We start from the raw sequence: 22,927 nt of genomic DNA, 5'->3' as shown, positions 1-22,927 counted from the left end.
CCATGCGAAGCAGCAGGCGGTACCGGGTCTTCATCCATGTCGCGGCGGTGCTGGTCGCGGTGGTGATCCTGGCGCCGTTCCTGTGGATGGCGGTCGCCAGCGTCACCCCGCCGACCGCGCTGGCCGCCCGCCCATACCACTGGATCCCCAGCCACCTGGACTTCAGCCGCTACAGCGACATCCTCCAGGCCAAGGGCCAGGACGTGGCCGCCGCCTTCCGGCAGTCCGTCGTCAACTCGACCATCGTCGCGGTCGGCACCACCGCCATCTCGATGGGGGTGGGCATCTTCGGCGCCTACGCCTTCGCGATGCTGCGGTTCCGGTTCCGCCGGTTCACCATGATGGTCTTCCTCACCACCTACATGCTGCCGCCGATCGCGCTGCTGGTGCCGCTCTACCTGACCATGAGCGCGCTCGGACTGCTGGACAGCGACCTCGGCCTGATCGTCGTCTACTGCTCCTACGTCACACCGTTCGTGCTGTGGATCCTCAGCAACTACTTCCTCAGCATCCCCCCGGAGTTGGAGGAGGCCGCACGGGTGGACGGGTGCTCTCGGATGGGAGCACTGTTCCGAGTGATCCTGCCCAGCGCCCGGCCGGGGATCTTCGCCACCCTGATGTTCGCCTTCCTGCTGTCCTGGGACGAGTTCCTCTACGCCCTGATCTTCACCTCCACCCCGGCGGCCAAGACCATCCCGGTCGCCATCGCCGACTTCACCGGCCGCTACAGCACCGACTTCGGCCTGGTCGCGGCCGGCGGCCTGATCGCCTCGGCGCCACCCGTACTGCTCGCCATCGCCTTCCAGCGCTTCGTCGTCGGCGGCCTCTCGGCCGGCGCCGTGAAGGGCTGACCCCACCCCCAGAAGGACCCCAGAAGGACAGAGGAGCCGATCGTGGAAAAGCAGGAACCCCGCTGGTCAGGTGCCATCTTTGTGGACGGGGCGTTCCGTCCCCCGCAGGGCGGTCGCACCCTCGGCGTCCGGGACAAGGGCTCGAACGAGGTGTTCGCCACGGCCGGCAGCGCCGACCTGGCGGACGTGGACGCCGCCGCGGCCTCCGCCGCTACCGCGCAGCGGGAGTGGGCCGCACGCGGCTACCAGGAGCGGGCGGCGGTGCTGCGCCGGGTCGCCGACGCGCTGCAACGGTCGGACACCATCCGGGACCTGATCGTCCGGGAGACCGGCAGCATCGGCGGCAAGGCCGACTACGAGATCGGCGCCGCCGCGAGCGAACTGATCGAGGCGGCGGCGCTGGCCTCCCGTCCGATCGGCGAGATCCTGCAGACCGGCCACGCCGGACGGGTCTCGCTGTCCGAGCGGGTGCCGGTGGGCGTGGTCGCGGCGCTGACGCCGTGGAACTTCCCGCTGGTGCTGGGCATGCGAGTGATCGCCCCGGCGCTGGCCCTGGGCAACGCGGTGCTGCTCAAGCCCTCCCCGGAGACCCCGGTCTGCGGCGGGCTGGCCATCGCCGAACTCTTCGCCGAGGCCGGGGCCCCGCCCGGGATCCTCCAGGTGCTGCCGGGCGGCGAGGAGGTCGGCCGCCGGCTGGTCGAGCACCCGGAGGTGGCGATGGTCCACTTCACCGGCTCCACCAAGGTCGGCCGGGAGATCGCGCGCACCGCGGGCGGCCTGCTCAAGAAGACCTCGCTGGAACTGGGCGGCAACAACGCCCTGCTGGTGCTGGACGACGCGGACGTGGACCAGGCCGCGATCATCGGCGCCTGGTCCAGCTTCCACTACCAGGGCCAGACCTGCATCAGCGCCGGACGGCACATCGTCGACCGCGCGGTCGCCGACGCCTATCTGCGCAACCTCACCGACCGGGCGGCGGCGATCACCGTCGGCGACACCTTCCGGCAGCAGGTCGGCCTGGGGCCGATGATCAACGAGGTCCAGCTGGCCCGGGCCCGGGACATGCTCGGCGAGGCCGTCGCGGCCGGCGCCCGGGTGCTCACCGGCGGCACCAACAACGGTCTGTTCTTCCGTCCCACCGTGGTCGTGGACGTGGACCCCTCCTCCGCGCTGTGGACCGAGGAGGTCTTCGCCCCGATCGCGCCGATCGCCGTGGTCGACGGGGTGGAGGAAGCGGTCGCGCTCGCCAACGACACCCGGTACGGGCTGGTCTGCTCGGTGCTCGGCGCGGACGCGCACCGGGCCTCGGCGGTGGCCCGGCGGCTGAACAGCGCCATGACGCACGTCAACGACGCCACCCCGCAGGACGAGGCACTGGCCCCGTTCGGCGGGATCGGGGCCTCCGGCCTCGGCGGCCGCTCCGGCGGCGACGCCAACCTGGAGGAGTTCACCGAACGCCGCTGGCGCACGGTGACGGACGGCCCCGCGCACTACCCGTACTGACCCCCGGTACTGACAGCCCTAACTGACAGGGAGTCAACTCGCCATGACCGACAACACCGAAGCACCGAGACCCGTCCCCGAGCAGGACAACCGGCTGCGCCGAGGCGCCCTCGGCCTGGTCGACATCGCCGCCGCCACCATGGCCAACATCGGCCCGGCCATGAGCTTCTTCTTCGGCTTCGCCTTCCTGGCCGTCACCGCCGGCATCGCCTCGCCGCTGACCATCCTGGTGGCCGGCGTCGCCATCGCGCTGCTGGGCAACACCCTCTCCGAGTTCTGCAAGGCCCTGCCGTCCACCGGCGGCTTCATCACCTACATCGGCCGCAGCCTCGGCCCGACCAGCGCGGTCACCACCGCGCTGGTCGCGGTCATCGGCTACATCATCGCCATGTCCTCGATCATCGCGATCTCCGGCGGCTTCCTCTCCATCACCATCGAGCACTACACCCACACCACCGTGCCCTGGGGCATCCTCACCGTCGTCCTCACCGGCCTCGCCGTCCTGGTGATGACCCGCGGCGTGGCCATCTCCACCAAGCTCGCCGGGTTCTTCTTCGCCTTCGAGATGCTGGTGCTGGTGGTGGTCTCGGTCGCGGTGATCATCCAGCACTCCGGACACCTGTCGCTCACCCCGTTCGAGCCCTCCCACATCCACAACGGCTTCTCCGGCCTCGCCGCCGGGTTCCCGCTCGCGATCTACCTGTTCATCGGGTGGGAGAACTCGGCCGCACTGGCCGAGGAGACCGGCGACCCGCGCCGCAACGTGCCGCGGGCGGTGTTCTTCTCCATCGCCATCATGGTGGTCAGCTACCTGCTCTTCGCCTACGCCACGGTCACCGGCTTCGGCTACAACGTGGACACCCTCGCCGGGGCCGACATCCCGTTCATCACCGTGGCCGACAACACCCTCGGGGTGCTGGCCTTCTTCGCCTTCCTGGCCGGGCTCACCTCCACCCTCGGCGCCCTGATCGCGGGCGTGAACGCCCAGGCCAGACTGCTCTTCAACTCCGGCCGGGAGGGCCTGCTGCCGCGCTGGGTGGGCCAGGTCCACCCGACCCGTCGCACACCGGTGAACGCCACCGTGCTGTTCGTGGCGATCTCCATGGTCGTCCTCGGCGGCTGGGCCCTGGGCCATCTGATCGGCGGCTCCACCGGGCACCTGGACGCGATCACCTTCTTCGCCGAGTCCGGGACCATGGGCACCATTCCGATCCTGGTGGTCTACCTCTTCACCAATATCTCGCTGCCGGTCTACTACCGCCGGCACCGCCCGCAGGAGTTCTCCGTCGTCCGCCACGCCGTGCTGCCGGGGCTGGGCGCGCTGGTGATCATCGTGCCGCTGTACTACCTGGCCAAGTCCGGCCAGGACGCCCCCTACAGCTGGTTCCCCTGGGCCTCGCTGGCCCTCGTGCTGGTCTCGGTCGGCTACGCCCGGATCCTGGTCAGCCGCGACCCCGGGCTGGCCGACCGGATCGGCTCACTGGTCGCCGACGACGACGCCCCCCAGGCCGAGCCCGCCGTCCTGCAAGGAGACCTCACATGACCGCACGTCCCCATCCGCTCGACCCGGCCTCGGCCGAGGAGTTCGCCACGGGCAGGGCGGTGCTCGACCAGCACGGCCTGCTCGGCCCGAACACCCGCTTCGCCTACTTCGGGCTGGAGGAGCAGCCCAAGGGCGAGGTGCTGGCGCACCTGCCGGGCGCACCGCTGCGCCGCTCGCTGCGCGCCCTGCTGATCGACGTGGTCACCGGCGCCTCGCAGGACGTGGTGGTGTCGCTGGCCGACCGGACGATCAGCTCGCAGCGGGTGCTGGACGCCTTGACGGACGGTCAGGTCCCGATCCTGATGCAGGACTTCGCCCGGGCGGAGGAGATCGTCCACGCCGACCAGGGCTGGTGCGAGGCGATGGCCAAGCGCGGGCTGGCCGACGTCAGCAGGATCCGGGCCTGCCCGCTCACCGCCGGCTCCTACGACGAGCCGGACGAGCAGGGCCGGCGGATGGTCCGGGTGCTGGCCTTCCTGCAGACCGACGACCAGGATCTGGCCTGGGCGCACCCGATCGACGGGGTGGCGGCCTATGTCGACCTGGTCGAGGGCCGGGTCTTCAAGCTGGTCGACGAACTCGACCTGCCGATCCCGGCCACCTCGGGCGACTACAACCGCGCCGAGGTCAGCGGACCGGCCAGGACCGGGCTCAAGCCGATCGAGATCACCCAGCCGGAGGGCCCCAGCTTCACCCTGGACGGCAATCTGCTGGAGTGGCAGAACTGGTCGCTGCGGGTGGGCTTCGACGCCCGCGAGGGACTGACCCTGCATCAGATCGCCTATGACGAGGGCGGCCGCCGCCGTCCGATCATCTACCGCGCCTCGGTGCCGGAGATGGTCGTCCCCTACGGCGACCCGGGCCCGACCCGCTACTGGCAGAACTACTTCGACAGCGGCGAGTACCTGGTCGGCCGCCTCGCCAACTCCCTTGAGCTGGGCTGCGACTGCCTCGGCGAGATCCGCTACCTGGACGCCACCGTGGCCGACGACAACGGGCTGCCGCAGACCATCGGCAACGCGGTCTGCATCCACGAGGAGGACGCCGGGATCCTCTGGAAGCACACCGACATCTTCAACGGCTCGGCCCAGACCCGGCGGCAGCGGCGTCTGGTGGTCTCCTTCTTCTCCACCGTCGGCAACTACGACTACGGCTTCTACTGGTACTTCTACCTGGACGGCACCATCGAGCTGGAGATCAAGCTCACCGGCATCCTGTTCACCTCCGCCTACCGGGGCGAGGACTGGCCCTATGCCACCGAGGTCGCGCCCGGCCTCGGCGGTCCGGGCCACCAGCACCTGTTCAGCGCCCGGCTGGACATGACCGTGGACGGCACCGAGAACTCGGTCGAGGAGATCGACGTGCACGGCTGCCCGGTCGGCCCGGACAACCCCTACGGCAATGCGCTGACCCGCACCATCACCCCGCTGGAGCGGGAGTCGTCGGCGGCCCGGCTGAACGCCCCCGACCGGGGCCGGGTCTGGCGTGTGGTCAACTCCGGTTCCAGGAACGGGCTCGGCCAGCCGGTCGGCTACACCCTCCACCCGCAGCCCAACCCGACGCTGCTGGCCGACCCCTCCTCCTCGCTCTACGGCCGGGCCGGCTTCGCCACCAAGCACCTGTGGGTCACCAAGTACGACCCGGACCAGCGCTATTCGGCCGGTGACCTCGTCAACCAGCACCCCGGTGGCGCGGGACTGCCCGCCTTCGTTGCCGCCGACCACCCGCTCACCGACACCGACCTGGTGCTCTGGCACACCTTCGGACCGACCCACTTCCCCCGCCCGGAGGACTGGCCGGTGATGCCGGTCGACCGCTGCGGCTTCACCCTGAAGCCCTCCGGCTTCTTCGACCGCAACCCGACCCTGGACGTCCCGGCCTCGACGGGGGGTGGGGCCAGCCACTGCCACGGCAGCGAGTAGCGGGCTCAGGACTCGGATCAGGACGCCTCGCCGGCCTTCGGCGGGATCGGCAGGTCGTCGAAGGCGCGTAGCAACTGTCTTTCCGCGTCCGCGAGGTAGGCCGAGAGGAGCAGCTCGGCCTGCTGGGTGCTCCTGGACTCCAGGGCTGTCAGCAGCTCACGGTTGCGGACCAGGTACGGTTCGTGGAACCGGCGCGGGTTGTCCATGGCATGGAAGGCCAGGCGCAGTTCGGCGTGGACGCGGAGCATCAACTCCTCCAGCCGCGGCGAACCGGCCAACTGCACGATGCCCTGGTGGAAGCGCAGGTCGGCACTGGCGACGTCCGGCCAGTACCGGTCGGCCGCGGCCTGCTCGCCGTCCTCGACGGCCCTGCGCACCGCCGCGATCGCCTGCTCGGGGGCGCCGGCCAGCTCACGCACGGCGGCTCCCTCGACAAGGCGGCGCAGCCGGTACAGCTCCACGACATCATCCCTGGTCAGGGTCCGCACGAAGACACCGCGGTTCAACTCGTGCACGAGCAGGCGTTCGTGGGCCAGGAGCCGGAAGGCCTCGCGCAGGGTGTTGCGGGACACGCCGAGAGCGGCGCCGATGGCCTCCTCCGAGAGCCGGGCTCCGGGCGGGACGAGTCCCCGGGACACCCGGTCCCGTAGAACGCCGGCCACCCTCTCGGCGATGCTGCCGCGCCCGAGCGAGGCCCTGTCCTGCTCCAGACCCGCGACCCAGGCCCCGGAACCGCTGCCGTCCACGCTTCCCCCTCTGAATTGTTGAACGAAAGACCACACTCTACCGGTAGGCATCTTGTTGGATTGTTGAACAATCCCTACGATAGTGTGACGGCCGATCAGCAGGGCCGGTGCGACTTTCGAGGAGGCATGTGATGTCCCAGCGCGACCGCGTGGCGGATCCCCTTCACTCGCACAAGATCGGCGGCTGCCTGCTGCTCATGGCGGTCGGCATCCTCGCCCTCCTCTTCATCGGCCTCCCCACCAGCGGGCCGGTGATGTGCGGTTCGGACGTGATGTACCCGGGCGACGTGTGTTGGGACGGCGGGATACCGGTCGACACCGGAGGGAAGCCGAGATCCAACTACGACGCCATGGCCGCCGAGAACGCGGCCCAGCACGCCGGGAGTCCGCCCGCCATCGCGGTCGGCTCCGCCATGATCGTGCTCGGGGGCGGCCTCCTCATCCGCGTCGCCCTCACCGGGAACCGGCACAGAACGCCCCTGCCCGACTGATGGTCGACGGCCCCCGTGTGCAGGTCGGCCTCAGATCGCCCGGCGGCGCTGGAGCCAGAGGAAGGCGAGCCAGCCGGGGAGGACCGGGAGCCAGAAGGTCAGCAGCCGGTACAGCAGCACCACCGGGACGGCGGCGGCTGCCGCCATCCCGGTGGTCTGCTCCAGGGCCAGCGGCAGCGCCGTCTCCACCCCGCCGACACCGCCCGGGGTGGGGATCGCCGCGCCGATGGCGCCGCCGACCAGATTGGCGACGGCCACCGCGGCGAAGCCCGGATGCTGGCCGAAGGCCCGGGCGCAGAGGGAGAGGGCGGCCGCGGAGGCCAGCGAGACGCCGAGCTGGCCGACCACGCCGACGACCAGCCGGCCGGGGTGCTGGAGCAGGTCGAGCAGCCGCGGCACCACCCCGGTGAACAGCGGCTGCAGCTTCGCGGCGAGCCAGCGGCGGACCGGGGGACGGCGGTCGCGACCAGCAGCAGCACGGCGGCGGCCAACAGCCCGGTGAGCAGTCCGGGAGAGACCGAGAGCGAGGAGGTGTAGCGGGTGCTGGCCAGATAGCCGAACACCAGCACCAGCAGGAGGTGCAATACCAGGCCCACCACCTGGCTGGTGCCGACGCTGGCGATCGCCTGCCGCGGCTGGATGCCCGCCCGCTGCAGAAAGCGGGTGTTGATCGCCATCCCGCCGACCCCGCTGGGCGTCACCAGGTTCACGAACGAGCCCGCCACCTGCACCAGCCCGGCCTGACGCAGATTCAGCCGCTCGGGGACGAAGCCCACGAAGCTCATCGTCGCGGCGACGAAGCCAGCCCCCGCCGCGACCGCCGCCAGGGCCACCCACCCGGACTGGGCCCGGGCCAGGGCGGCGATCGGGTTGGCGTTCCGCGCGAAGAGCTGGAGCAGCAGCGAGTACCCGGCGATGGCGCTGCCGAACAGGGTGACCAGGGTCCCGGCCCGCAGCCGCTGCAGCCGTACCGGCTCGACCGGGGCCTGCGGCCTGGCGCGTAGGATCTCGTCCCGGAGCTGGGTCAGCAGCTCGGGCGTGGCCCGGGTGGCCCGCGACAGCGCCAGCGGCTGGAGCAGCGGTACGGCCGAGCCGACCTGGTCCGGGCCGAGCACGGCGACCGCCGCGGCGACCGCGCGGGCCGGGCCGACCCGCAGCGCCAGGGTGGTCAGCAGCTGGGCGAGGTCGAGCCGCAGCGCGAGGTCGCCCGCCGCGATGTCGCCGTTGCCGAGGTCGAGCAGATGGACCGCGCCGTGCTCATGGTCCAGCAGCAGCGAGGTCGGGACCAGCTGACGATGGGCCAGCTGACGGATGTTCAGCAATCGCACCTGCTGGCAGATGTCGGCGAGGAGACGATCCGTCAGTTCCTCGTCGGCGAGCTGGTCCCAGGTGCGTCCGGTCAGCGGCTGATAGACGGCGACGGCCGCGTCCGGGCCGAGTTCCGCGGTGGCGAGCAGATTGCGGGTGCGGGCTCCGGCGGCCTGGGCGGCGTAGCAGAGCAGGGCCTCGCGCTGGAGCGCGGCGTGCAGCGACAGCGGGCTGCGGCGGCGCGGGGCGGTCCGCAGCCGCAGCCGCTGCCAGACCTGGTGCAGAAAGCCGGACGCGGACTGCTCGCGGTCCAGCAGCAGGACGTCCAACGGCGGTTGCCCGTCCGCCTGGTGGACCAGATAGCGGTGGCCCTGCCGGTCGTCGGGTCGGCCGTCGGTGCGGAACGCGGCCTCCGGGGCGAAGCCCATCTGCCGCAGACTCCCGAAGAGGCCTTCCAGGGAGGGGCGTTCATTGGGTGAGCCGAGCGCGTAGGTGGCGGCATGCGCCACGGTCCAGCCGATCAGCGGCGGGATCAGCAGGGCGACACCACTGATATGACGTACTGTCAGCGCCGACAGCAGCTCCAGCAGCACGGCGCCGGCCAGCCAGACCCGCCAGCGCGGGATCCGACCCACCCCGGCCGCGGTCATCAGGGCCAGCACCGGGGCCGTCAGCAGCACGCCCGGCGGCACCGGGACCGGGCCCGGGCCGACCAGCCAGCGGTTGGCCGCGAAGGCCGCCGCACAGGCGGCCGCCGCGGCGAAGGCCCCGTCGGCGAGCCGCCGCCCGTCCCGCCGCAGCAGCCCCCGGACGGTGAACGCCACCGGCAGGAGCAGCAGGGCGGCCAGCGCCACGGCCGCCACTACGCCGAACGGCGTCGCGGAGGTCGGTGCGGGGGAAGGAGCCGCGGTGTGGGCGGCCGTCCCGGCCAACAGCAGCAGCGGGGCGAGCAGCAGCAGCCCGAGGACGCAGCGGATCAGCGCCTCGGGCCGCCGGGCCCGGACGGCGAGCAGCAGCTCGCCGGGGCCTATTCGGTCGTGCTGCTCACCGGTCGCTGCTGTGATCACGGGAATCAGTCTCCCGTACCCCCTCGTACCGGAGTACCGGAGTACCGGGGCACCAGCTGCGACCGGACCGGTCAGCCTGCCAGCGCCGACCGCACCGAGTCGGCCAGCGGGGCGGTGGGGCGGCCGATCAGCCGGGAGAGGTCGCCGGGGGTGGCGGCCAGTTCGCCGCGGCCGATGCCGGCGTCCACGTCGACCAGCATCCGGGCCACCGGCTCGGGCAGTCCCGCGCCGAGCAGGATCTGCACATGCTGGTCGGCGGGCACATCGTGGTAGACCACCGGCTTGCCGGACTGCGCGGCCACCTCGGCGGCCAACTCGCTGAAGCTCCAGGCGGTGTCGCCGCTGAGCTCGTACACCGCGTTGTCGTGGCCCTCGGTGGTCAGCACCACTGCGGCGGCGTCGGCGTAGTCACGGCGGGCGGCGCTGGCGACCCGGCCGTCGCCGCTGCTGCCGGTGACCGCGCCGAACTGCAGGAAGGTGCCGATCTGGGCGGTGTAGTTCTCGGTGTACCAGCCGTTGCGGAGCAGGGCGAAGGGGACACCGGAGCCGCGCAGCGCCGCCTCGGTGGCCTTGTGGTCGTCGGCCAGGCCGAAGGTCGCGTCGTCGGCCCCGAGGATGCTGGTGTAGACGATCAGGCCCACGCCGGCCTCCTTCGCGGCCTCGATCACGGCCCGGTGCTGGCCGACCCGGGCGCCCATGTCGGTGCCGGAGACCAGCAGCAGCCGGTCCACCCCGGCCAGTGCCGCCTTCAGGGTCTCCGGCTCCGCGTAGTCGGCCCGGCGTACGTCCACGCCGAGCGCGGCGAGGTCGGCGGCCTTCTCGGGGCTGCGCACCGCCACCGCGATCTGGTCGGCCGGGACCTTTTCCAGCAGGCTGTCGACGACGAGGCGGCCGAGCTGGCCGGTGGCGGCGGTGACAAGGATGGTCATGAGAGCTATTCCGATCGTTGCGTGGAACCCAAGTCGAACAGAAACGGACAATTCCTGCGCTTCCTACGCTAGGCGAGCCACTTTCGATTCGGAAGTACCCACTTTGGAGTAAGCTGGTGTCATGTCAGTTAGTGAGATTCCGTTCACGGTCTTCAGCAAGGACTGCCCCTCCCGGCTGGTCCTGGAGCATGTCACCAGCCGCTGGGGTGTGCTCGCCCTCGGCGCGCTGGCCGAGCGGACCTATCGCTTCAGCGAGCTGCGGCGGCGGATCGACGGGGTGAGCGAGAAGATGCTCGCGCAGACCCTGCAGACCCTGGAACGCGACGGCTTCCTGCTGCGCGAGGCGTATCCGGAGATCCCGCCCCGGGTCGAGTACAGCCTGACCGCGTCCGGCGTCGAGGCCGCGGAGCTGGTCATGGAGCTGGTCTGCTGGGTCGAGCAGCGGATGCCGCAGATCGTCGAGGCCCAGCAGGTCCGCGACGCGGCCGGAAAGCGACGGGCCGCATGAGGACCGGGACGCTGGGACGCAGCGGGGTCGTCGTCACCGAGCTGGGTCTCGGCGCGGGCCCGCTCGGCAACCTCTACACCGCGGTGAGCGACGCCGAGGCGACCGCCTGCGTCGACGCGGCCTGGGACGCCGGCGTGCGCTACTTCGACACCGCGCCGCACTACGGCATCGGTCTGGCCGAGCGCCGGCTCGGCGCCGCGCTGGGACAGCGGCCGCGTGACTCCTACGCGCTGTCGACCAAGGTCGGCCGACTGCTGGAGCCGGTCGCCGAGGTCAGCGGCGACGACCTGGCCAACGGCTTCGCGGTGCCGGCCACCCACCGCCGGGTCTGGGACTTCAGCGCCGACGGGGTGCGCCGCAGCATCGAGGACAGCCTGCTGCGGCTGGGGCTGGACCGGATCGACATCGCCTACATCCACGACCCGGACCACCACGGCCGGCAGGCCCTCGCCGAGGCGTACCCGGCGCTGGAGAAACTGCGCGGCGAGGGCGTGCTGCGGGCGATCGGGGCCGGGATGAACCAGTCCGCGCTGCTCACCCGCTTCGTCCGGGAGACCGACGTGGACGTGGTGCTACTGGCCGGCCGTTACACCCTGCTGGACCAGGACGGCCTGACCGAGCTGCTGCCGGAGGCCCAGCGGCGCGGCACCGGGGTGGTGGTCGGCGGCGCCTTCAACTCGGGTCTGCTGGCCGACCCGCGCCCCGGCGCCACCTTCGACTACTCCCCCGCCTCGGCCGAGCTGCTGGGACGCGCGCTGCGGATCAAGGCGGTCTGCGAACGCCACGGCGTGCCGCTGCGGGCCGCCGCGCTGCGCTTTCCGCTGGACCACCCCGCCGTCCGCAGCGTCCTGGTCGGCGCCCGCTCGGCGGCGGAGGCCGCCGACGCGGCGGCGATGATCGCCCGCCCCGTCCCGGCCGAACTGTGGGACGACCTGCGGACGGAGGGGCTGCTGGGCTGACGCGCCCAATTGTCCGTCAGAGCGAGACCGGCTCCGGCTGGGCCGGGGCGTTCGGCGCCTCGGCCGGCTCGCGGCGCGGGCTGAGCAGCCGCTCCGCCATCGGGCCGAAGACCAGGGCGATCACGGCCCACAGCAGCAACTGCGCGGCGACCGAGTAGAACCGGAACGAGAACAGCGTGTCCGCCGGGAAGCCGGGGAACACAATGGCGCCCTTGCTGTCGGTCAGCGGCAGCGGCGTCTCGGTCGCATGGTGGCCGAACTCCTTGACGTTGGCCGACAGTTCACCCAGCTGCGGCAGCAGGGCCATCACCACGCCGATGGCGACCGCGTAGGCGGCCAGCGCCAGCAGGGTGGCGTTCCAGTTGCCGAAGCGCGGCTGCAGCCGCTTGCCCAGCACCACCGCGCCGATCAGGAACAGCACCGAGCAGAGCACCATCGCCAGATAGAGGTTGCCCCGGACGTGGATGGTGTCGGGGTGGCCGATCGACGGCGGGTTGGCCGGGTACTTGATGAACGGCACGAAGTACATGCCGAGGAAGCCGCCGGCCGCCACCAGCAGCGCCAGGTTGCGGGGCTTCAGATTGCCGACCCGGCCCAGGCAGACCGCATAGGCGACAGCGAACAGCGCGCCCATGGCGATGCCGAAGAACACCATGCCGACACCGATGCCGATATTGGCCTGGATGGTGCGGCTGAAGATGTCGGGCCCGGCGTCAGGGACGGTGACCCCGGCCGCCTTGTCCAGGGCGTCCTGGGCCGCGTCGCGGGCGCTCTCGTAATTGATCGCGGTGTTGATGACGGGCTCGGCGAGGATCCGTGCGAACACGAACGCAAGCAGCCCGGCGACTGCGCCGGCGATGATGCCGCGCAGGATGAGTCTCTTCTCCATGTCCAGTTGTCCGTGCTTCTACTCGGCGGCGCGTCAGTGGCAGGGGAAGCCGAGGAAGTGGCGGGAGTCGTGCACGAACTCGTGGATGTGCATGTCGTTGCCGAACACGGAGTAGGCGCCCTGGTCAACGCCGATGAAGTAGTACACGGCCAGCGCGATCAGCGCGGTGCCGAACAGCCAGAGGACTGCCTTGGACACCGGGAGGACGACAGGTGTCGGTATCGCGACGGGGGGTGCGGTCAGACTGCTCATGAGTCGGAGCCTCCTTGAGTGGGATCGTGCGTCCCTCAGCGAATGGAGCGGAGTGATGGATGACTGTCTGACTTGCAGGCACCGTTCATCTGGATACGTCCGGTGTCCCGCTCACAGTGGCGCGACCGTGCTGGATTTCCACCAGCTTCCTCATGCCATCACTCAGGGTTGAGATTACGGACCTGTACGCAGCGCGTCAATCACGCCGGACGACCCGCGAGCAGCGCATGCAGCCGGTGCCCCACCTGCTCCGCGTCCGGCAATGGCTCGCCGAACGAGAGCCTGACGTCCTGATGGGAGTGCCGGCGGGTCAGCCGCAGCACGATTCCGTAGCGGTCGAGTGTGAGCGGACTCACGCTGACCACCGCGCGCAGCAGTTGAGGATCGATCAGGCCGAGCAGCGCGGCGACATGGTCCTGGTGGTCCTCGGCGAGGTGGATCAGCAGCGCCGACTCGACCGTCGCCAGCGGATCGGGCTCCACCCGCAGCAGCTCCGCCGGGTCGACCAGGGTGCTCGTCCCGGCGGTGGCGAGGGCCACCTGGCGCACGTCCAGCAGCAGCGACACCGTGCCGTCCGACTGCTGCGCACGGCGGGCGTTCCCGCCATGGCGGGAGGCAAGCAGGCCGGCCAGCCGCACCCTGGTCCGCACCCGGTCCCTGACCGCCAGCGGGGCGACATCGGTCCACTCCAGCACCAGCGGCAGCCCGCTGCCCTCCCCGGCCACCATCGCGGCCTCCCGGGCCAGCCTGCTGTCGGCCGGTACCCGCAGCCGCAGTTCGCCCCGCTCCACCACGACCAGGTCGGGGCCGAGGAGTTCATGCCGGCTGCCGTTGGCGACGGCGGTGAGCGAGGTCGCCCGCTGCAGCACGCTGCGCACCACCTCGGCCTCCGAGGGCTCATGCGCACGCGATTCCGCTGACTCTGCTGCTCGGCTCTCGGCGAGGTCCACGCGGCTCTCCATCCGTCCGGATCCATCTAGTTAGGCAAGCCTTACCTTATAGATTCTTCGCTTCCAGGCCAAGTACCCCTACGGTGTGGTCAGCGACAAGGGAGGTTCATCCATGTCTGCGCTCACCGCGGTGCTGGTGCTGGGCGGGACCGGGGAGGCGCGGCGGCTGGTCGGCGAGCTGGGGCGGGAGCCGGGGCTGACGGTGACCACCGCGTTGGCCGGGCGGGTGGCCGAGCCGCTGCCGCCCGCCGCCGGGGAGCTGCGGGTCGGCGGGTTCAACGGGGCCGAGGGGCTGGCGGCGTGGCTGCGGGAGCAGCGGATCGCGGCCGTGGTCGACGCCACCCACCCGTTCGCGGCGCGGATCAGCGCCAACGCGGCGCAGGCCGCGGCGGCGGTCGGGGTGCCGCTGCTGGCGCTGCGCCGGCCCGGCTGGACCGCGGTCGACGGCGACCGCTGGCACGAGGCCGGGTCGCTGGAGCAGGCCGCCGAGCTGCTGCCGGGTCTTGGGTCGCGGGTCTTTCTGACGACGGGTCGGCTGGGCCTCGCCGCCTTCGCCGGGCTGTCCGAGCTGTTCTTCCTGGTCCGATCGGTCGATCCGCCGCGGACGCCGCTGCCGGCCCGGAGCCAACTGCTGCTCGACCGCGGCCCGTTCAGCCTGGATGGCGAACGGGCGCTGCTGCGCGAGCACCGGATCGACGTCCTGGTCACCAAGGACAGCGGCGGCGCGGCCACGGCCGCCAAGCTGATCGCCGCGAGGGAGGCCGGGCTGCCGGTGGTCGTGGTGCGGCGTCCGGCGGCGGAGCCCGGGGTGGAGACGGTCACGGACGTGGCCGCCGCGGTCAACTGGCTTCGTGGTCAGCTGGCTTCGCGGGCTCGTCTGAGCAGGTAGGTGTCCATGATCCAGCCCTTGCGGGCGCGGGCCTCGGCGCGTACCCGCTGGATGGTCGGCGCGATCTCGGCGACGGGCCCGGAGAGCAGCAGTTCGTCCGGGGTGCCGATGTAGGCGCCCCAGTAGATGGTGAACGCCTCCGGCTCGGCGAGCCCGGCGTAGGCGTCGTGCGCGTCCAGCATCACCGCGACGTCGTCCGGGATGTCGGCGGGGGCCATCGCGGCGAGCCGGCGGCCGGTGGTGACCGTCACCGGTTGCCCGACCCGGTTCAGCGGGATCCGATGGCCGGCCGCGAGGGCGGAGACGCAGCTGATCCCGGGGACGACGGCGTACTCAAAGGCGGCCCCAGCCTCAAAGGCGACCTCGCCGCGGGCGAGGACCTCGTCCACCGCGGCGATGGTGCTGTCGTAGAGCGAGGGATCGCCCCAGACCAGCAGCGCGCCGGTGCCGTCGGCGGGCACCTCGTCGCGGACGAACGCCTGGTAGAGGTCGGCCCGGCGGGCCCGCCAGTCCCGGACCGCGGCGGCGTAGGCGGCCGGGGCCGCGGCGCGGTCCCGGTCCGGGTCGCCGGCCTGGACCACCCGGTGCCCGGGGCGGGCGTACTGCGCGAGCATGTCCTGGCGCAGCCGCACCAGATCGCTCTTCTCCTCGCCCTTGTCCAGGACCAGGAAGACGTCCGCCCGGCCGATGGCCTTGACCGCCTGGAGCGTGAGGTAGTCGGGATCGCCCGCCCCGATGCCGATGACAAGGAGTTTCTTCATGCCCGCGAGTCTGCCGCATGGGAGATCACCTACATCGTCGGGATCCCGGCGACGATCGGGTAGACCACCAGGGTCGGGCAGCCCGGCATCTGCAGGGCGACCTTGCTGGACGCCCTGGTGCCGGGCGGAGTGACCAGCAGCGCGGGGTAGTTGGGGCAGCTGGTGGCATTGCCGCTGGGGATGTCCACCCCGCCGATCAGCGCCGAGGCGAACCCGCCGGGGGCGAGCGTGACAAACGCCTCCTTGGCGGTGCCCAGGAAGCTGGAGGTGACCCGCTTGGCCTGGACGAGCTGCTTGCCGTTGGCGTCGAGCCCCGCCACACCCGGGAAGCCGTAGAGGGTGCAGGCCGCGTTGGAGGTGTTCTTGAAGACCACCCGCGCACCGACGTGGCCCGCGGCGGCACCGGTCTGGCCCGCGGTGACGGCGAGGTGGCTGCCGATGCAGGCCCCCGTCCCTGACGCCTGCGTCGGGCTGGAGCTGCCGTTGCCGGCCGGGCCGGTCGGCAGGGCGGGGGTCGGCGAACCGGTGCCGGCCGCCCCGGACCCGGACGTGCCCGGCGCGGTCGCGCCGCCGCTGCCGCTGCTCGACGGTGCGGGCGCGGAGCCTCCCCCGGCGCTGCCGCACCCGGTGAGGGCGAGCCCGAGCGCGGCGGCGGTCAGCACGAGTCGAACAGGGAGAGGCATGGACATGATCGTAGGTCTCATACCTGAGGGGACGTAAGGCTGCGGCATGCGGTTCTGACTGGATGTCACGGTTTCACCCCGGCGCGGTGACCCCCCGGTCCGGAGCCGCTCGGAGCGGCGGGGGGCATGTCTCCACCGTACCCGGGCAGTGGATCCGGAGACGGCGCGGTGCCGTCGGCCCAGCCCCTATGCTGGGCATCCGTTCGCCGAGGGAGCCCGAGTGCGCAGGTTGCAGGTCGTCGTAGTGAGCGCCGCCGTGGTCATGGCCGGCCTGGCCGGCTGCCACCCCGTCCAGGGGACGTCGAGCGACGGATCGGGCGACGGGTCGACGGCCCGTACCACCTCCACCGCGGGGACGTCCGGCGACGGAGGTGGCGGCTCGGCCGCGGCCAAGTCGCTGGCCGGGCTGACGGTCCGTCCGAAGGGCAGCATGACCGGCTACGACCGGCTGAAGTTCGGCGCGGCCTGGACCGACAACAACGGCGACCCCGGTGGCCACAACCACTGCGACACCAGGGACGACATACTGGCCCGCGACCTGACCGGGGTCAGCTACAAGTCGGGCCACTGCACCGTCGCCACCGGCACCCTGCAGGACCCCTACACCGGCAAGACCATCCACTTCGTCCGCGGCCCGGACTCGGCCAAGATCCAGATCGACCATGTGGTCCCGCTCGGCGACGCCTGGGTGACCGGCGCCGCCCAGCTGACCGCCACTCAGCGGCTGGACCTGGCCGAGGACCCGCTGGAACTGATCGCCGCCGACGGCCCGGCCAACGAGGCCAAGGGCGACGGCGACGCCTCGGAGTGGCTCCCGGCGAACACCGGTTACCGCTGCAAGTACGTGGCCCGGCAGATCGCCGTCAAGGTGAAGTACAAGCTCTGGATCACCGCCCCGGAGAAGTCCGCCATGCAGAAGGTCCTCAGCGGCTGCCCCAGCCAGACCCTCCCCACCGAGTAGCCGTCACCCGCCCCCGTCACCCGCCCCGGGACGCGGCGGTTACGGGTTGCCGGTGCTGCCGCCGACGCCGCCGACGGAGTCGTCCAGCGGGTAGCAGCCGGGCACGTGCCGGACCAGCATCCCCTGCAGGCTCCCGATCCCGCCGTTGGGCGCCTTGGCCGCCGCGAACAGCAGCGTCTCCCCCTTCGGGATGGCGCTGGGCCGGATCACGCTCAGCCGCCCGTTGTTCGGATCGTCGGACATCACCGCCTCGAGTCCGGGCAGCCCGTACGGGGTCGGCTCATGGCAGGAGGCCGACTGGGCCATGGCCACCGCTCGGATGCCCAGCTTCTGCAGCGCCGCCTGGAGCCCGGACAGGCCGTGCACGTTCATCACCTCGACGGTGACGGTGCCGTCCTGGTTGGACTTCACCGTGTAGGCGGCGTCGCCCAGGACCGGCGCACTGCTGCTCGGAACCGGGGCGGTGCTCCGGCCCGCTCCTGCCTGCGGGGCCTGCGGGGCGGCGGGGTGAGCGGCCGGATGCGGGATCAGCACCACAGCGGTGGCGGCCGCGGCCAGTCCCAGCGCGGTGACCGCGATCCGCCTGGTGTGGCGCGGCCGCAGCGGCACCGCTGCGGTGGGCGGCAGGGTGGCGGCGCGGGCGGTGAGTTCCTCGGCGAGCCGCTGCTGGAAGTGCACGGGAGTGGTCATGAGCGGGCCTCCGAGACGGCGTGCAGGGAAGAAGTGACGGTCTGGGTGTCGACGTGCTGCAGGGCCTTGCGGGCGCGGTGCAGCCGCACCCGGGCGGTGGCCGCGCTGATCCCCAGGGCCTGGGCGGCCTCACGGGTGGTCAGCGCGTCCAGGGCCACCAGGTCCAGCACCGCGCGCAGCGGCTCGGACAGGGCGGCGTGCCGTGCGGCCAACTGCCGGGCGTCGCGGGCGGCGTCGATGCGGCCCTCGATCGCATGGACGTCCTGGTCGTCCAGCAGCCGCCGGCCGGCGATCCGGGCCGCGGCCCGCTGTTCGCGGGCGCTGCCCCGGAAGTGGGCGGCCAGCACGTTGCGGGAGATGCCGTAGAGCCAGGCGACCGGTGCGCCGCGCCGGGCGTCGTAGGTGTGCGCCTGTTCGAGCGCGGCCAGGAAGATGTCGGCGGTCAGGTCCGCGGCCAGGTGCGGGCTGTCGGTGCGCCGGGTGACGAAGCCCAGCACAGCGTCGAACTGCTGCTGGTAGAACTCGGCGAACCCGGCCGGGTCACGCACGGGTGGCGCTATTGAATGCTCCGCTTGCACGGACGACTCCTTGAACGGACGAGCAATGCCTTACATCTCTACTTGGCTCGAGCGTCCGAAAGCGTTACACGCGTCCCCGAACACGCCTCCCCGAGGGCAGGCGGGGCACCTACTCGGCGGCCTTGACCTCGGCGCCGGCCTTGGACCAGTTCTGGTGCAGAGTGTCCAGGTAGGTCTGGGCCTGGGGGCCGGGTTTGACGCCGCGGGCGAAGGCCCGCATATTGCCTGCGCCGGTGTTGTAGCCCAGGGCCATCAGTTCGTCCCTGGTGTGGCCGCCGACGGGGTGGGCGGGCAGCTGGGTGTCCAGGTCGTGCAGGTAGTAGGCGGCTGCCTCAATGGCGAGGCCCGGGTCGTCCGGGAGTTCCTGCCAGTTCCTGGAGGCGAAGTCGCGGCCCTTCTTGGTGTCGTCGAAGGCGGCCTTGTGCATATTGGCGATGCCGAAGGCGGCATCGGGCTTGATCCGCTGCCAGGACCGCTGGAAGGACGGGTCGTGCGGCTTGTAGGACTCGTTGTAGAGGATCGCCATCAGCAGTTGCGGGTCGATGCCCGCCTTCCTGGCGTAGGTGACCACCTGGGGTGCGAACAGCGCGGTGTCGTTCTGGTCCAGCGGGGTCGAGGAGGCGCTGGGGGTCGAACTCGCTCTGGACGACCCGGACGCGGAGGCCGTCGCGGAGGCCGGTCTCGACGGGGTGGCTGCGGCGCCTGCCTGGCCGCCACCGCTGCCGCCGTGGTGCTGGGCGGCCCAGCCGATCACCACGACCGCGGCCACCACCACGGCCCATCCCCATCGCCGCCGGCTCTGTGCTGCTGGCATCCTTCGCCTCCTGGTCAGGTCCAGCCAACGTATCAACCGTCGCCGCGGGACTGATCACACCGACGCGACCGCACCCGCCCCGGTTCCGAGCTGCCGCAGCCCCAGCAGCTGCACGGACGCGCCGTCGACCAGCAGCACCTCGCCGTCCCGCAGGGTGCGGTGGGCGACCCCGGCGGCGCGGTAGCCGTCGGCGACCAGCCCCAGCGCCTCCGTCTCGGGGTGGCCGGGGGAATCGACATGGGGCACGACGGCGTGGTCGAGGATGCCGAGACCCTCCCAGACCACGGCCGCGCCGGGGTGGCGGTCGGGCACCGCCCGCGGGTCGTCGCACAGCTCCAGCCCGCGCAGGCTGGGCGCGAGCACGCAGGGCCCCGCGCTGTATCCGGCGTAGACCACGGCGTCGCGGCGCAGCAGGTCGGTCAGCACGGCGTCCGCACCGCTGCGGGCCAGGGCGTAGCGCAGCATGAACACATTGCCGCCGCGGACCCAGACCATCGGGAACCGCGCCAGCGCCGCTGCGAGGGCCTCCGCCGCCGGGGCCGCTGATGGCTGGTCGAAGTACTCCCGCAGGTCGACCTCGACCGGACGCAGTCCCAGCGCGGCCAGCGCCGCGCACTCCCGCTCGACCCCGGCCGTCCGCTCGTGCTGCGGTTGGCCGTCCATCGCGTTGGCGATCACGGCGACCTCGGCCGGTCCCGGGGCGTCGCCGAGCAGGGCGAGCAGGCGGTCGGGGTGGTGGCCGATCCGGAACGAGGAGAGATACATGCGCATCGGGCGACCCTAGTTGCACGGGTCAGTACCGGGCAAAGTTCAGGCCCCGGCGCTCCCGCTGCTCCGCTCGACCGGGATCCACAGCTGGGAGTCGGTCTCCGCGCCGAGCTCCACCGGCTGCGTCCGCAGCAGCTCAGGACCTGGCCGGCTCGTGTACAGGTTCGAGGGGAACCACTGGGTGAACACGTCCCGCCACAGGTCCTGGAGCGCGCTCGGATAGGGCCCGTGGTTGTCGAAGACCGCCCAGGTCCCGGCCGGCACGTCGAGCGCGTCGAGCTCCTCGGCGGCTGCCTCGGGACCGGTCACCACGCCGACCCAGTAGTCCGCCTCGGTGCCCTCCTCCCGACTGTCGGTCAGGTACACCACCGCCGACAGGATCCCCTCCGGCTCCCGGCCGGCCAGCGCCTTCATCCGGACGATCGTCCGCTCGTCCAGGCTCTCCACGTGCGCCGCGGCGGCCGCGTTGGCCCCCTCGTGCACGAGCGGGACCCGGGCCTTCCTGCCGACGACCCGGAACCGCTCCTTCTCCACGATCCGGTACCGCATGGTCGTACTTCCTTCGACCACGACCCGGAAGGACATCCGCGGCTGTGCCGTGAGCACCGCGCCCGTGCGCCGGGCCTCGCCCGGCCCGATGCCGTGCACCGACCGGAAGGCCCGGGCGAACGCCTCGCCCGAGCCGTACCCGTAGCGCACCGCGACATCGAGCAGGGTCAGCTCCCCGGCCAGTACCTCGGCCCCGGCGAGCGTCATCCGCCGGCGCCGCAGGTAGACCGGGAGCGGCATCCCGGCCAGCGCGGAGAACAGCCGCCGGAAGTGGTACTCCGACACCGCCGCGATCCGGGCCACCTCGGCCATGTCGACCTCCTGGTCCAGGCAGGCCTCCAGGTGGTCCAGCGCCTGATTCAGCTGCTCCAGCACCTGTGTCCGTCCTCGCGCCCCGCCCGACAAAACGCGTGCGGGAATTGTCGGGCCGGAAGCCCCGGCGTTGTCTGAGGCTTACCCCCATGACAGACATTAAGGGATTTTTCGAGCCGCGGTTCGCCGCAGTCCATGAGGCACTCGCCGCTCTGCTCGGCAAGGACGACGTGGGCGCCTCGGCGGCCGTCTACCTGAACGGTGAGCCGGTGGTCGACCTCTGGGGCGGCTACGCCGACGCGGACCGCTCCGTCAGCTGGGAGCGCGACACCCTCACCGGTGTGAACTCGACGACCAAGAACATGACCGCCCTGTGCGCGCTGATCCTGGCCGACCGGGGCGAGCTGGACCTGGCTGCGCCGGTGGCCGCCTACTGGCCCGAGTTCGCCGCGGCCGGCAAGGAGAACGTGCTGGTACGGCACGTGCTGTCGCACACCGCGGGGCTGCCGGACCTGTCCGGGCCGACCGCGGTCGAGGAGCTCTACGACTGGCAGGGCGTGACGGCGGGGCTGGCCGCGCAGGCGCCCGCGTGGGAGCCGGGAACGGCCGCCGGCTATCACGCGCTCACCTTCGGCTTCCTGGTGGGTGAGATCGTCCGCCGGATCACCGGTCGCAGTCCTGGCGAGTTCTTCGCCGAAGAGGTGGCCGAGCCGCTGGGCGCGGACTTCCACCTCGGGCTCTCCGCCGAGCACGACCACCGCGTCGCACCGCTCATCCCGCCGCCGTCACTGACCGACGAGTACGCCGCCACCGCACCGCCAGGACCGGACGGCACCCGCCGGGAGCACACCGGTGCCGTGATCCGGGTCAGCGACGCCAACTCCTTTGCCTGGCGCCGGGCGCAGCTCCCCGCGGTGAACGGTTTCGGCAACGCCCGCTCGGTCGCCCTGGTCCAGTCGGTCCTGGCGAACCAGGGTTCGGCCGGCGGCGTACGACTGCTGTCCGCCCGGGGCTGCGAGCCCGCGTGGCAGGAGGTGTTCCGCGGCGACGACCGCGTGCTGGGGACGCCGATGGCCTGGACGGTGGGCTTCGGCAAGTTCGGCAACACCTTCGGCTGGGGCGGCTGGGGCGGCTCGCTGGTGGTGAGCGATCCCGGTGCACGCATGACGGTGGCCTATGTGATGAACCAGATGATCGACCGGGAACGGCAGGAGGACAACCGCGGCATGGAGATCGTGCTGGCCGCCTACAGCGGCCTGCACTGACCGCGCCGGCCCCGTGCGGGTCACCTGGTGGACGTGCCGCGGGCCCGCGCTCGCTGTCGCTACCGCGCCGGCGCTGCTGCCGGGTAGCCTTCGGGCAGGTCGAAGGGGCGGATGCGATGAGTGAGAACGACGACTTCGGCAGCGACATCCTCGGCAGTGAGCCGCCGGTGCCGCGGGACGGCAGAACCGTCCGCAGACGGTGGATCGTCGGCGTCGCCGCCGCCGCGGCGATCGCCATCGGACTGACCGTCAATTCTACTGGCGGCCAGGGAAGTCGGCATCCCGTCAGCGCTCCTTCCGCTGCCACCAACAGTAGTTCGCCCGCGCCGCCGCCGATCCGGATCGGCGCCGCCAGCGCCCCTGCCGTCAAGGCCTGGTACGTCGGCGGCGGGCAGCAGGCCGTCACCCTGCTCACAGGGGACTCAGACCGGATCGCCACCGACAACATCCGGCAGGACTTCAACGCCCTTGGCAGCGACTGCAGTCAGCTGGGCAGCGATGTGGCGGCCGCACAGGCCCTCCGGCCGCTGCCGGACACCGGGGCGCAGGGCTCCTGGGCCGAGGCGCTGGGCCACCTGGGGCTGGGCGCGGACGCCTGCGTGGACGGCGTGAGCAACTCGATCGCGGCCCAACTCACCGCCGGGACAAGCGAGCTGTACGCCGGGACGATGACCCTGCTGTCGCTGGAGACGCAACTCGGCGCGGTCCGCGCCGCGGGATAATTCGGTCCGAACTGTCA

General features: G+C 71.9%; 23 protein-coding genes, 1 pseudogene and 1 riboswitch. Of the genes and pseudogenes, 11 read left to right on the top strand and 13 right to left on the bottom strand.

Features of this window, described 5'->3' with window-relative positions; all coding sequences use genetic code 11:
* Positions 1–2 precede the first annotated feature (2 nt).
* Genes ACXKR8_RS39520 through ACXKR8_RS39505 form a run of 4 tightly spaced genes read left to right on the top strand, consistent with a single transcriptional unit; the run spans position 3 to position 5,819 of the window.
* Entirely contained in the window at positions 3–851 is an 849-nt protein-coding gene (locus tag ACXKR8_RS39520) for a carbohydrate ABC transporter permease (protein WP_458269331.1), read from the top strand.
* A 42-nt stretch (positions 852–893) separates the two neighbouring features.
* Entirely contained in the window at positions 894–2,354 is a 1,461-nt protein-coding gene (locus tag ACXKR8_RS39515) for an aldehyde dehydrogenase family protein (RefSeq protein WP_458269330.1), read from the top strand.
* Between the two features lie 43 nt (positions 2,355–2,397).
* Positions 2,398–3,897 (top strand): APC family permease, encoded by a 1,500-nt coding sequence (locus tag ACXKR8_RS39510; protein WP_458269329.1) that lies wholly within the window; start codon positions 2,398–2,400, stop codon positions 3,895–3,897.
* Positions 3,894–5,819 carry a primary-amine oxidase gene (locus tag ACXKR8_RS39505; RefSeq protein WP_458269328.1) on the top strand — a complete coding sequence of 642 codons (1,926 nt, stop codon included), beginning with the start codon at positions 3,894–3,896 and terminating at the stop codon, positions 5,817–5,819. The genes ACXKR8_RS39510 and ACXKR8_RS39505 overlap by 4 nt, the downstream gene beginning before the upstream one ends.
* Positions 5,820–5,836: 17 nt before the next feature.
* On the opposite strand, the gene ACXKR8_RS39500 is transcribed toward ACXKR8_RS39505, so the two are convergent.
* Positions 5,837–6,565 (bottom strand): GntR family transcriptional regulator, encoded by a 729-nt coding sequence (locus ACXKR8_RS39500; RefSeq protein ID WP_458269327.1) that lies wholly within the window; start codon positions 6,563–6,565, stop codon positions 5,837–5,839.
* Positions 6,566–6,696: 131 nt separating this feature from the next.
* On the opposite strand from ACXKR8_RS39500, the gene ACXKR8_RS39495 reads away from it, so the two are divergent.
* Complete coding sequence (locus ACXKR8_RS39495) at positions 6,697–7,056, top strand: hypothetical protein (RefSeq protein ID WP_458269326.1); 360 nt, start codon at positions 6,697–6,699, stop codon at positions 7,054–7,056.
* Positions 7,057–7,086: 30 nt separating this feature from the next.
* On the opposite strand, the pseudogene ACXKR8_RS39490 reads toward ACXKR8_RS39495, so the two are convergent.
* Positions 7,087–8,792 (bottom strand): annotated as a pseudogene (locus tag ACXKR8_RS39490) (lysylphosphatidylglycerol synthase transmembrane domain-containing protein).
* A gap of 710 nt (positions 8,793–9,502) precedes the next feature.
* Positions 9,503–10,360, bottom strand: a complete 858-nt coding sequence (locus tag ACXKR8_RS39485; RefSeq protein WP_458269324.1) for an SDR family oxidoreductase — start codon at positions 10,358–10,360, stop codon at positions 9,503–9,505.
* Between the two features lie 121 nt (positions 10,361–10,481).
* Here ACXKR8_RS39485 and ACXKR8_RS39480 point away from each other — a divergent pair, with 121 nt between their 5' ends.
* Complete coding sequence (locus ACXKR8_RS39480) at positions 10,482–10,868, top strand: winged helix-turn-helix transcriptional regulator (RefSeq protein WP_458269323.1); 387 nt, start codon at positions 10,482–10,484, stop codon at positions 10,866–10,868.
* Complete coding sequence (locus ACXKR8_RS39475; protein WP_458269322.1) at positions 10,865–11,827, top strand: aldo/keto reductase; 963 nt, start codon at positions 10,865–10,867, stop codon at positions 11,825–11,827. Before ACXKR8_RS39480 ends, ACXKR8_RS39475 begins: the two co-directional genes overlap by 4 nt.
* A gap of 16 nt (positions 11,828–11,843) precedes the next feature.
* Here the strand turns inward: ACXKR8_RS39475 and ACXKR8_RS39470 are convergent, their stop codons facing one another.
* From ACXKR8_RS39470 to ACXKR8_RS39460, 3 genes are all read right to left on the bottom strand, one after another.
* On the bottom strand, positions 11,844–12,716 hold the full coding sequence (locus ACXKR8_RS39470; protein WP_458269321.1) for a CbtA family protein: 873 nt from the start codon (positions 12,714–12,716) through the stop codon (positions 11,844–11,846).
* A gap of 33 nt (positions 12,717–12,749) precedes the next feature.
* Positions 12,750–12,968, bottom strand: coding sequence for a CbtB domain-containing protein (locus tag ACXKR8_RS39465; protein WP_458269320.1), 219 nt, complete (start codon positions 12,966–12,968; stop codon positions 12,750–12,752).
* A 40-nt stretch (positions 12,969–13,008) separates the two neighbouring features.
* A riboswitch (cobalamin riboswitch) is annotated at positions 13,009–13,143 on the bottom strand.
* A 25-nt stretch (positions 13,144–13,168) separates the two neighbouring features.
* On the bottom strand, positions 13,169–13,930 hold the full coding sequence (locus ACXKR8_RS39460) for a DUF2470 domain-containing protein (RefSeq protein WP_458269319.1): 762 nt from the start codon (positions 13,928–13,930) through the stop codon (positions 13,169–13,171).
* A gap of 100 nt (positions 13,931–14,030) precedes the next feature.
* Here ACXKR8_RS39460 and ACXKR8_RS39455 point away from each other — a divergent pair, with 100 nt between their 5' ends.
* Complete coding sequence (locus ACXKR8_RS39455; RefSeq protein WP_458269318.1) at positions 14,031–14,807, top strand: cobalt-precorrin-6A reductase; 777 nt, start codon at positions 14,031–14,033, stop codon at positions 14,805–14,807.
* Here the strand turns inward: ACXKR8_RS39455 and cobF are convergent.
* The gene (gene cobF, locus ACXKR8_RS39450; RefSeq protein WP_458269317.1) at positions 14,774–15,568 is read right to left on the bottom strand and encodes a precorrin-6A synthase (deacetylating); all 795 of its coding nucleotides are present in this window, start codon (positions 15,566–15,568) and stop codon (positions 14,774–14,776) included. The two genes, ACXKR8_RS39455 and cobF, sit on opposite strands and share 34 nt — an antisense overlap.
* A gap of 29 nt (positions 15,569–15,597) precedes the next feature.
* Positions 15,598–16,251, bottom strand: a complete 654-nt coding sequence (locus ACXKR8_RS39445) for a DUF4232 domain-containing protein (RefSeq protein ID WP_458269316.1) — start codon at positions 16,249–16,251, stop codon at positions 15,598–15,600.
* Positions 16,252–16,471: 220 nt separating this feature from the next.
* Between ACXKR8_RS39445 and ACXKR8_RS39440 the strand changes: the two genes are divergently transcribed.
* A complete protein-coding gene (locus tag ACXKR8_RS39440; RefSeq protein ID WP_458269315.1) occupies positions 16,472–17,212 on the top strand; it encodes an HNH endonuclease family protein in 741 nt (246 codons plus the stop codon).
* 39 nt (positions 17,213–17,251) lie between these two features.
* Here the strand turns inward: ACXKR8_RS39440 and ACXKR8_RS39435 are convergent, their stop codons facing one another.
* From ACXKR8_RS39435 to ACXKR8_RS39415, 5 genes are all read right to left on the bottom strand, one after another.
* Complete coding sequence (locus ACXKR8_RS39435; RefSeq protein WP_458269314.1) at positions 17,252–17,902, bottom strand: hypothetical protein; 651 nt, start codon at positions 17,900–17,902, stop codon at positions 17,252–17,254.
* Positions 17,899–18,450: an RNA polymerase sigma factor gene (locus tag ACXKR8_RS39430; protein ID WP_458269313.1), complete on the bottom strand. Its 552-nt coding sequence runs from the start codon at positions 18,448–18,450 to the stop codon at positions 17,899–17,901. Before ACXKR8_RS39430 ends, ACXKR8_RS39435 begins: the two co-directional genes overlap by 4 nt.
* A 139-nt stretch (positions 18,451–18,589) precedes the next feature.
* A complete protein-coding gene (locus ACXKR8_RS39425; RefSeq protein WP_458269312.1) occupies positions 18,590–19,294 on the bottom strand; it encodes a transglycosylase SLT domain-containing protein in 705 nt (234 codons plus the stop codon).
* A gap of 54 nt (positions 19,295–19,348) precedes the next feature.
* On the bottom strand, positions 19,349–20,065 hold the full coding sequence (locus tag ACXKR8_RS39420) for a Type 1 glutamine amidotransferase-like domain-containing protein (RefSeq protein WP_458269311.1): 717 nt from the start codon (positions 20,063–20,065) through the stop codon (positions 19,349–19,351).
* Between the two features lie 39 nt (positions 20,066–20,104).
* Positions 20,105–20,986 carry an AraC family transcriptional regulator gene (locus tag ACXKR8_RS39415; RefSeq protein WP_458269310.1) on the bottom strand — a complete coding sequence of 294 codons (882 nt, stop codon included), beginning with the start codon at positions 20,984–20,986 and terminating at the stop codon, positions 20,105–20,107.
* A gap of 86 nt (positions 20,987–21,072) precedes the next feature.
* Between ACXKR8_RS39415 and ACXKR8_RS39410 the strand changes: the two genes are divergently transcribed.
* Positions 21,073–22,188 carry a serine hydrolase domain-containing protein gene (locus ACXKR8_RS39410; protein ID WP_458269309.1) on the top strand — a complete coding sequence of 372 codons (1,116 nt, stop codon included), beginning with the start codon at positions 21,073–21,075 and terminating at the stop codon, positions 22,186–22,188.
* Between the two features lie 116 nt (positions 22,189–22,304).
* Positions 22,305–22,910 (top strand): hypothetical protein, encoded by a 606-nt coding sequence (locus ACXKR8_RS39405; RefSeq protein ID WP_458269308.1) that lies wholly within the window; start codon positions 22,305–22,307, stop codon positions 22,908–22,910.
* Positions 22,911–22,927: the final 17 nt, after the last annotated feature.

The sequence above is a fragment of the Streptacidiphilus sp. PAMC 29251 genome (genome assembly GCF_054208735.2).
This window is presented reverse-complemented; position numbering and strand designations above follow the sequence as displayed.

Coding starts and splice junctions, on each gene's coding strand:
- ACXKR8_RS39520 (WP_458269331.1), top strand. CDS start 3: ATGCGAAGCAGCAGGCGGTACCGGGTCTTCATCCATGTCGCGGCGGTG.
- ACXKR8_RS39510 (WP_458269329.1), top strand. CDS start 2,398: ATGACCGACAACACCGAAGCACCGAGACCCGTCCCCGAGCAGGACAAC.
- ACXKR8_RS39505 (WP_458269328.1), top strand. CDS start 3,894: ATGACCGCACGTCCCCATCCGCTCGACCCGGCCTCGGCCGAGGAGTTC.
- ACXKR8_RS39495 (WP_458269326.1), top strand. CDS start 6,697: ATGTCCCAGCGCGACCGCGTGGCGGATCCCCTTCACTCGCACAAGATC.
- ACXKR8_RS39485 (WP_458269324.1), bottom strand. CDS start 10,360: ATGACCATCCTTGTCACCGCCGCCACCGGCCAGCTCGGCCGCCTCGTC.
- ACXKR8_RS39480 (WP_458269323.1), top strand. CDS start 10,482: ATGTCAGTTAGTGAGATTCCGTTCACGGTCTTCAGCAAGGACTGCCCC.
- ACXKR8_RS39475 (WP_458269322.1), top strand. CDS start 10,865: ATGAGGACCGGGACGCTGGGACGCAGCGGGGTCGTCGTCACCGAGCTG.
- ACXKR8_RS39470 (WP_458269321.1), bottom strand. CDS start 12,716: ATGGAGAAGAGACTCATCCTGCGCGGCATCATCGCCGGCGCAGTCGCC.
- ACXKR8_RS39465 (WP_458269320.1), bottom strand. CDS start 12,968: ATGAGCAGTCTGACCGCACCCCCCGTCGCGATACCGACACCTGTCGTC.
- ACXKR8_RS39460 (WP_458269319.1), bottom strand. CDS start 13,930: ATGGAGAGCCGCGTGGACCTCGCCGAGAGCCGAGCAGCAGAGTCAGCG.
- ACXKR8_RS39455 (WP_458269318.1), top strand. CDS start 14,031: ATGTCTGCGCTCACCGCGGTGCTGGTGCTGGGCGGGACCGGGGAGGCG.
- cobF (WP_458269317.1), bottom strand. CDS start 15,568: ATGAAGAAACTCCTTGTCATCGGCATCGGGGCGGGCGATCCCGACTAC.
- ACXKR8_RS39445 (WP_458269316.1), bottom strand. CDS start 16,251: ATGCCTCTCCCTGTTCGACTCGTGCTGACCGCCGCCGCGCTCGGGCTC.
- ACXKR8_RS39435 (WP_458269314.1), bottom strand. CDS start 17,902: ATGACCACTCCCGTGCACTTCCAGCAGCGGCTCGCCGAGGAACTCACC.
- ACXKR8_RS39425 (WP_458269312.1), bottom strand. CDS start 19,294: ATGCCAGCAGCACAGAGCCGGCGGCGATGGGGATGGGCCGTGGTGGTG.
- ACXKR8_RS39420 (WP_458269311.1), bottom strand. CDS start 20,065: ATGCGCATGTATCTCTCCTCGTTCCGGATCGGCCACCACCCCGACCGC.
- ACXKR8_RS39410 (WP_458269309.1), top strand. CDS start 21,073: ATGACAGACATTAAGGGATTTTTCGAGCCGCGGTTCGCCGCAGTCCAT.
- ACXKR8_RS39405 (WP_458269308.1), top strand. CDS start 22,305: ATGAGTGAGAACGACGACTTCGGCAGCGACATCCTCGGCAGTGAGCCG.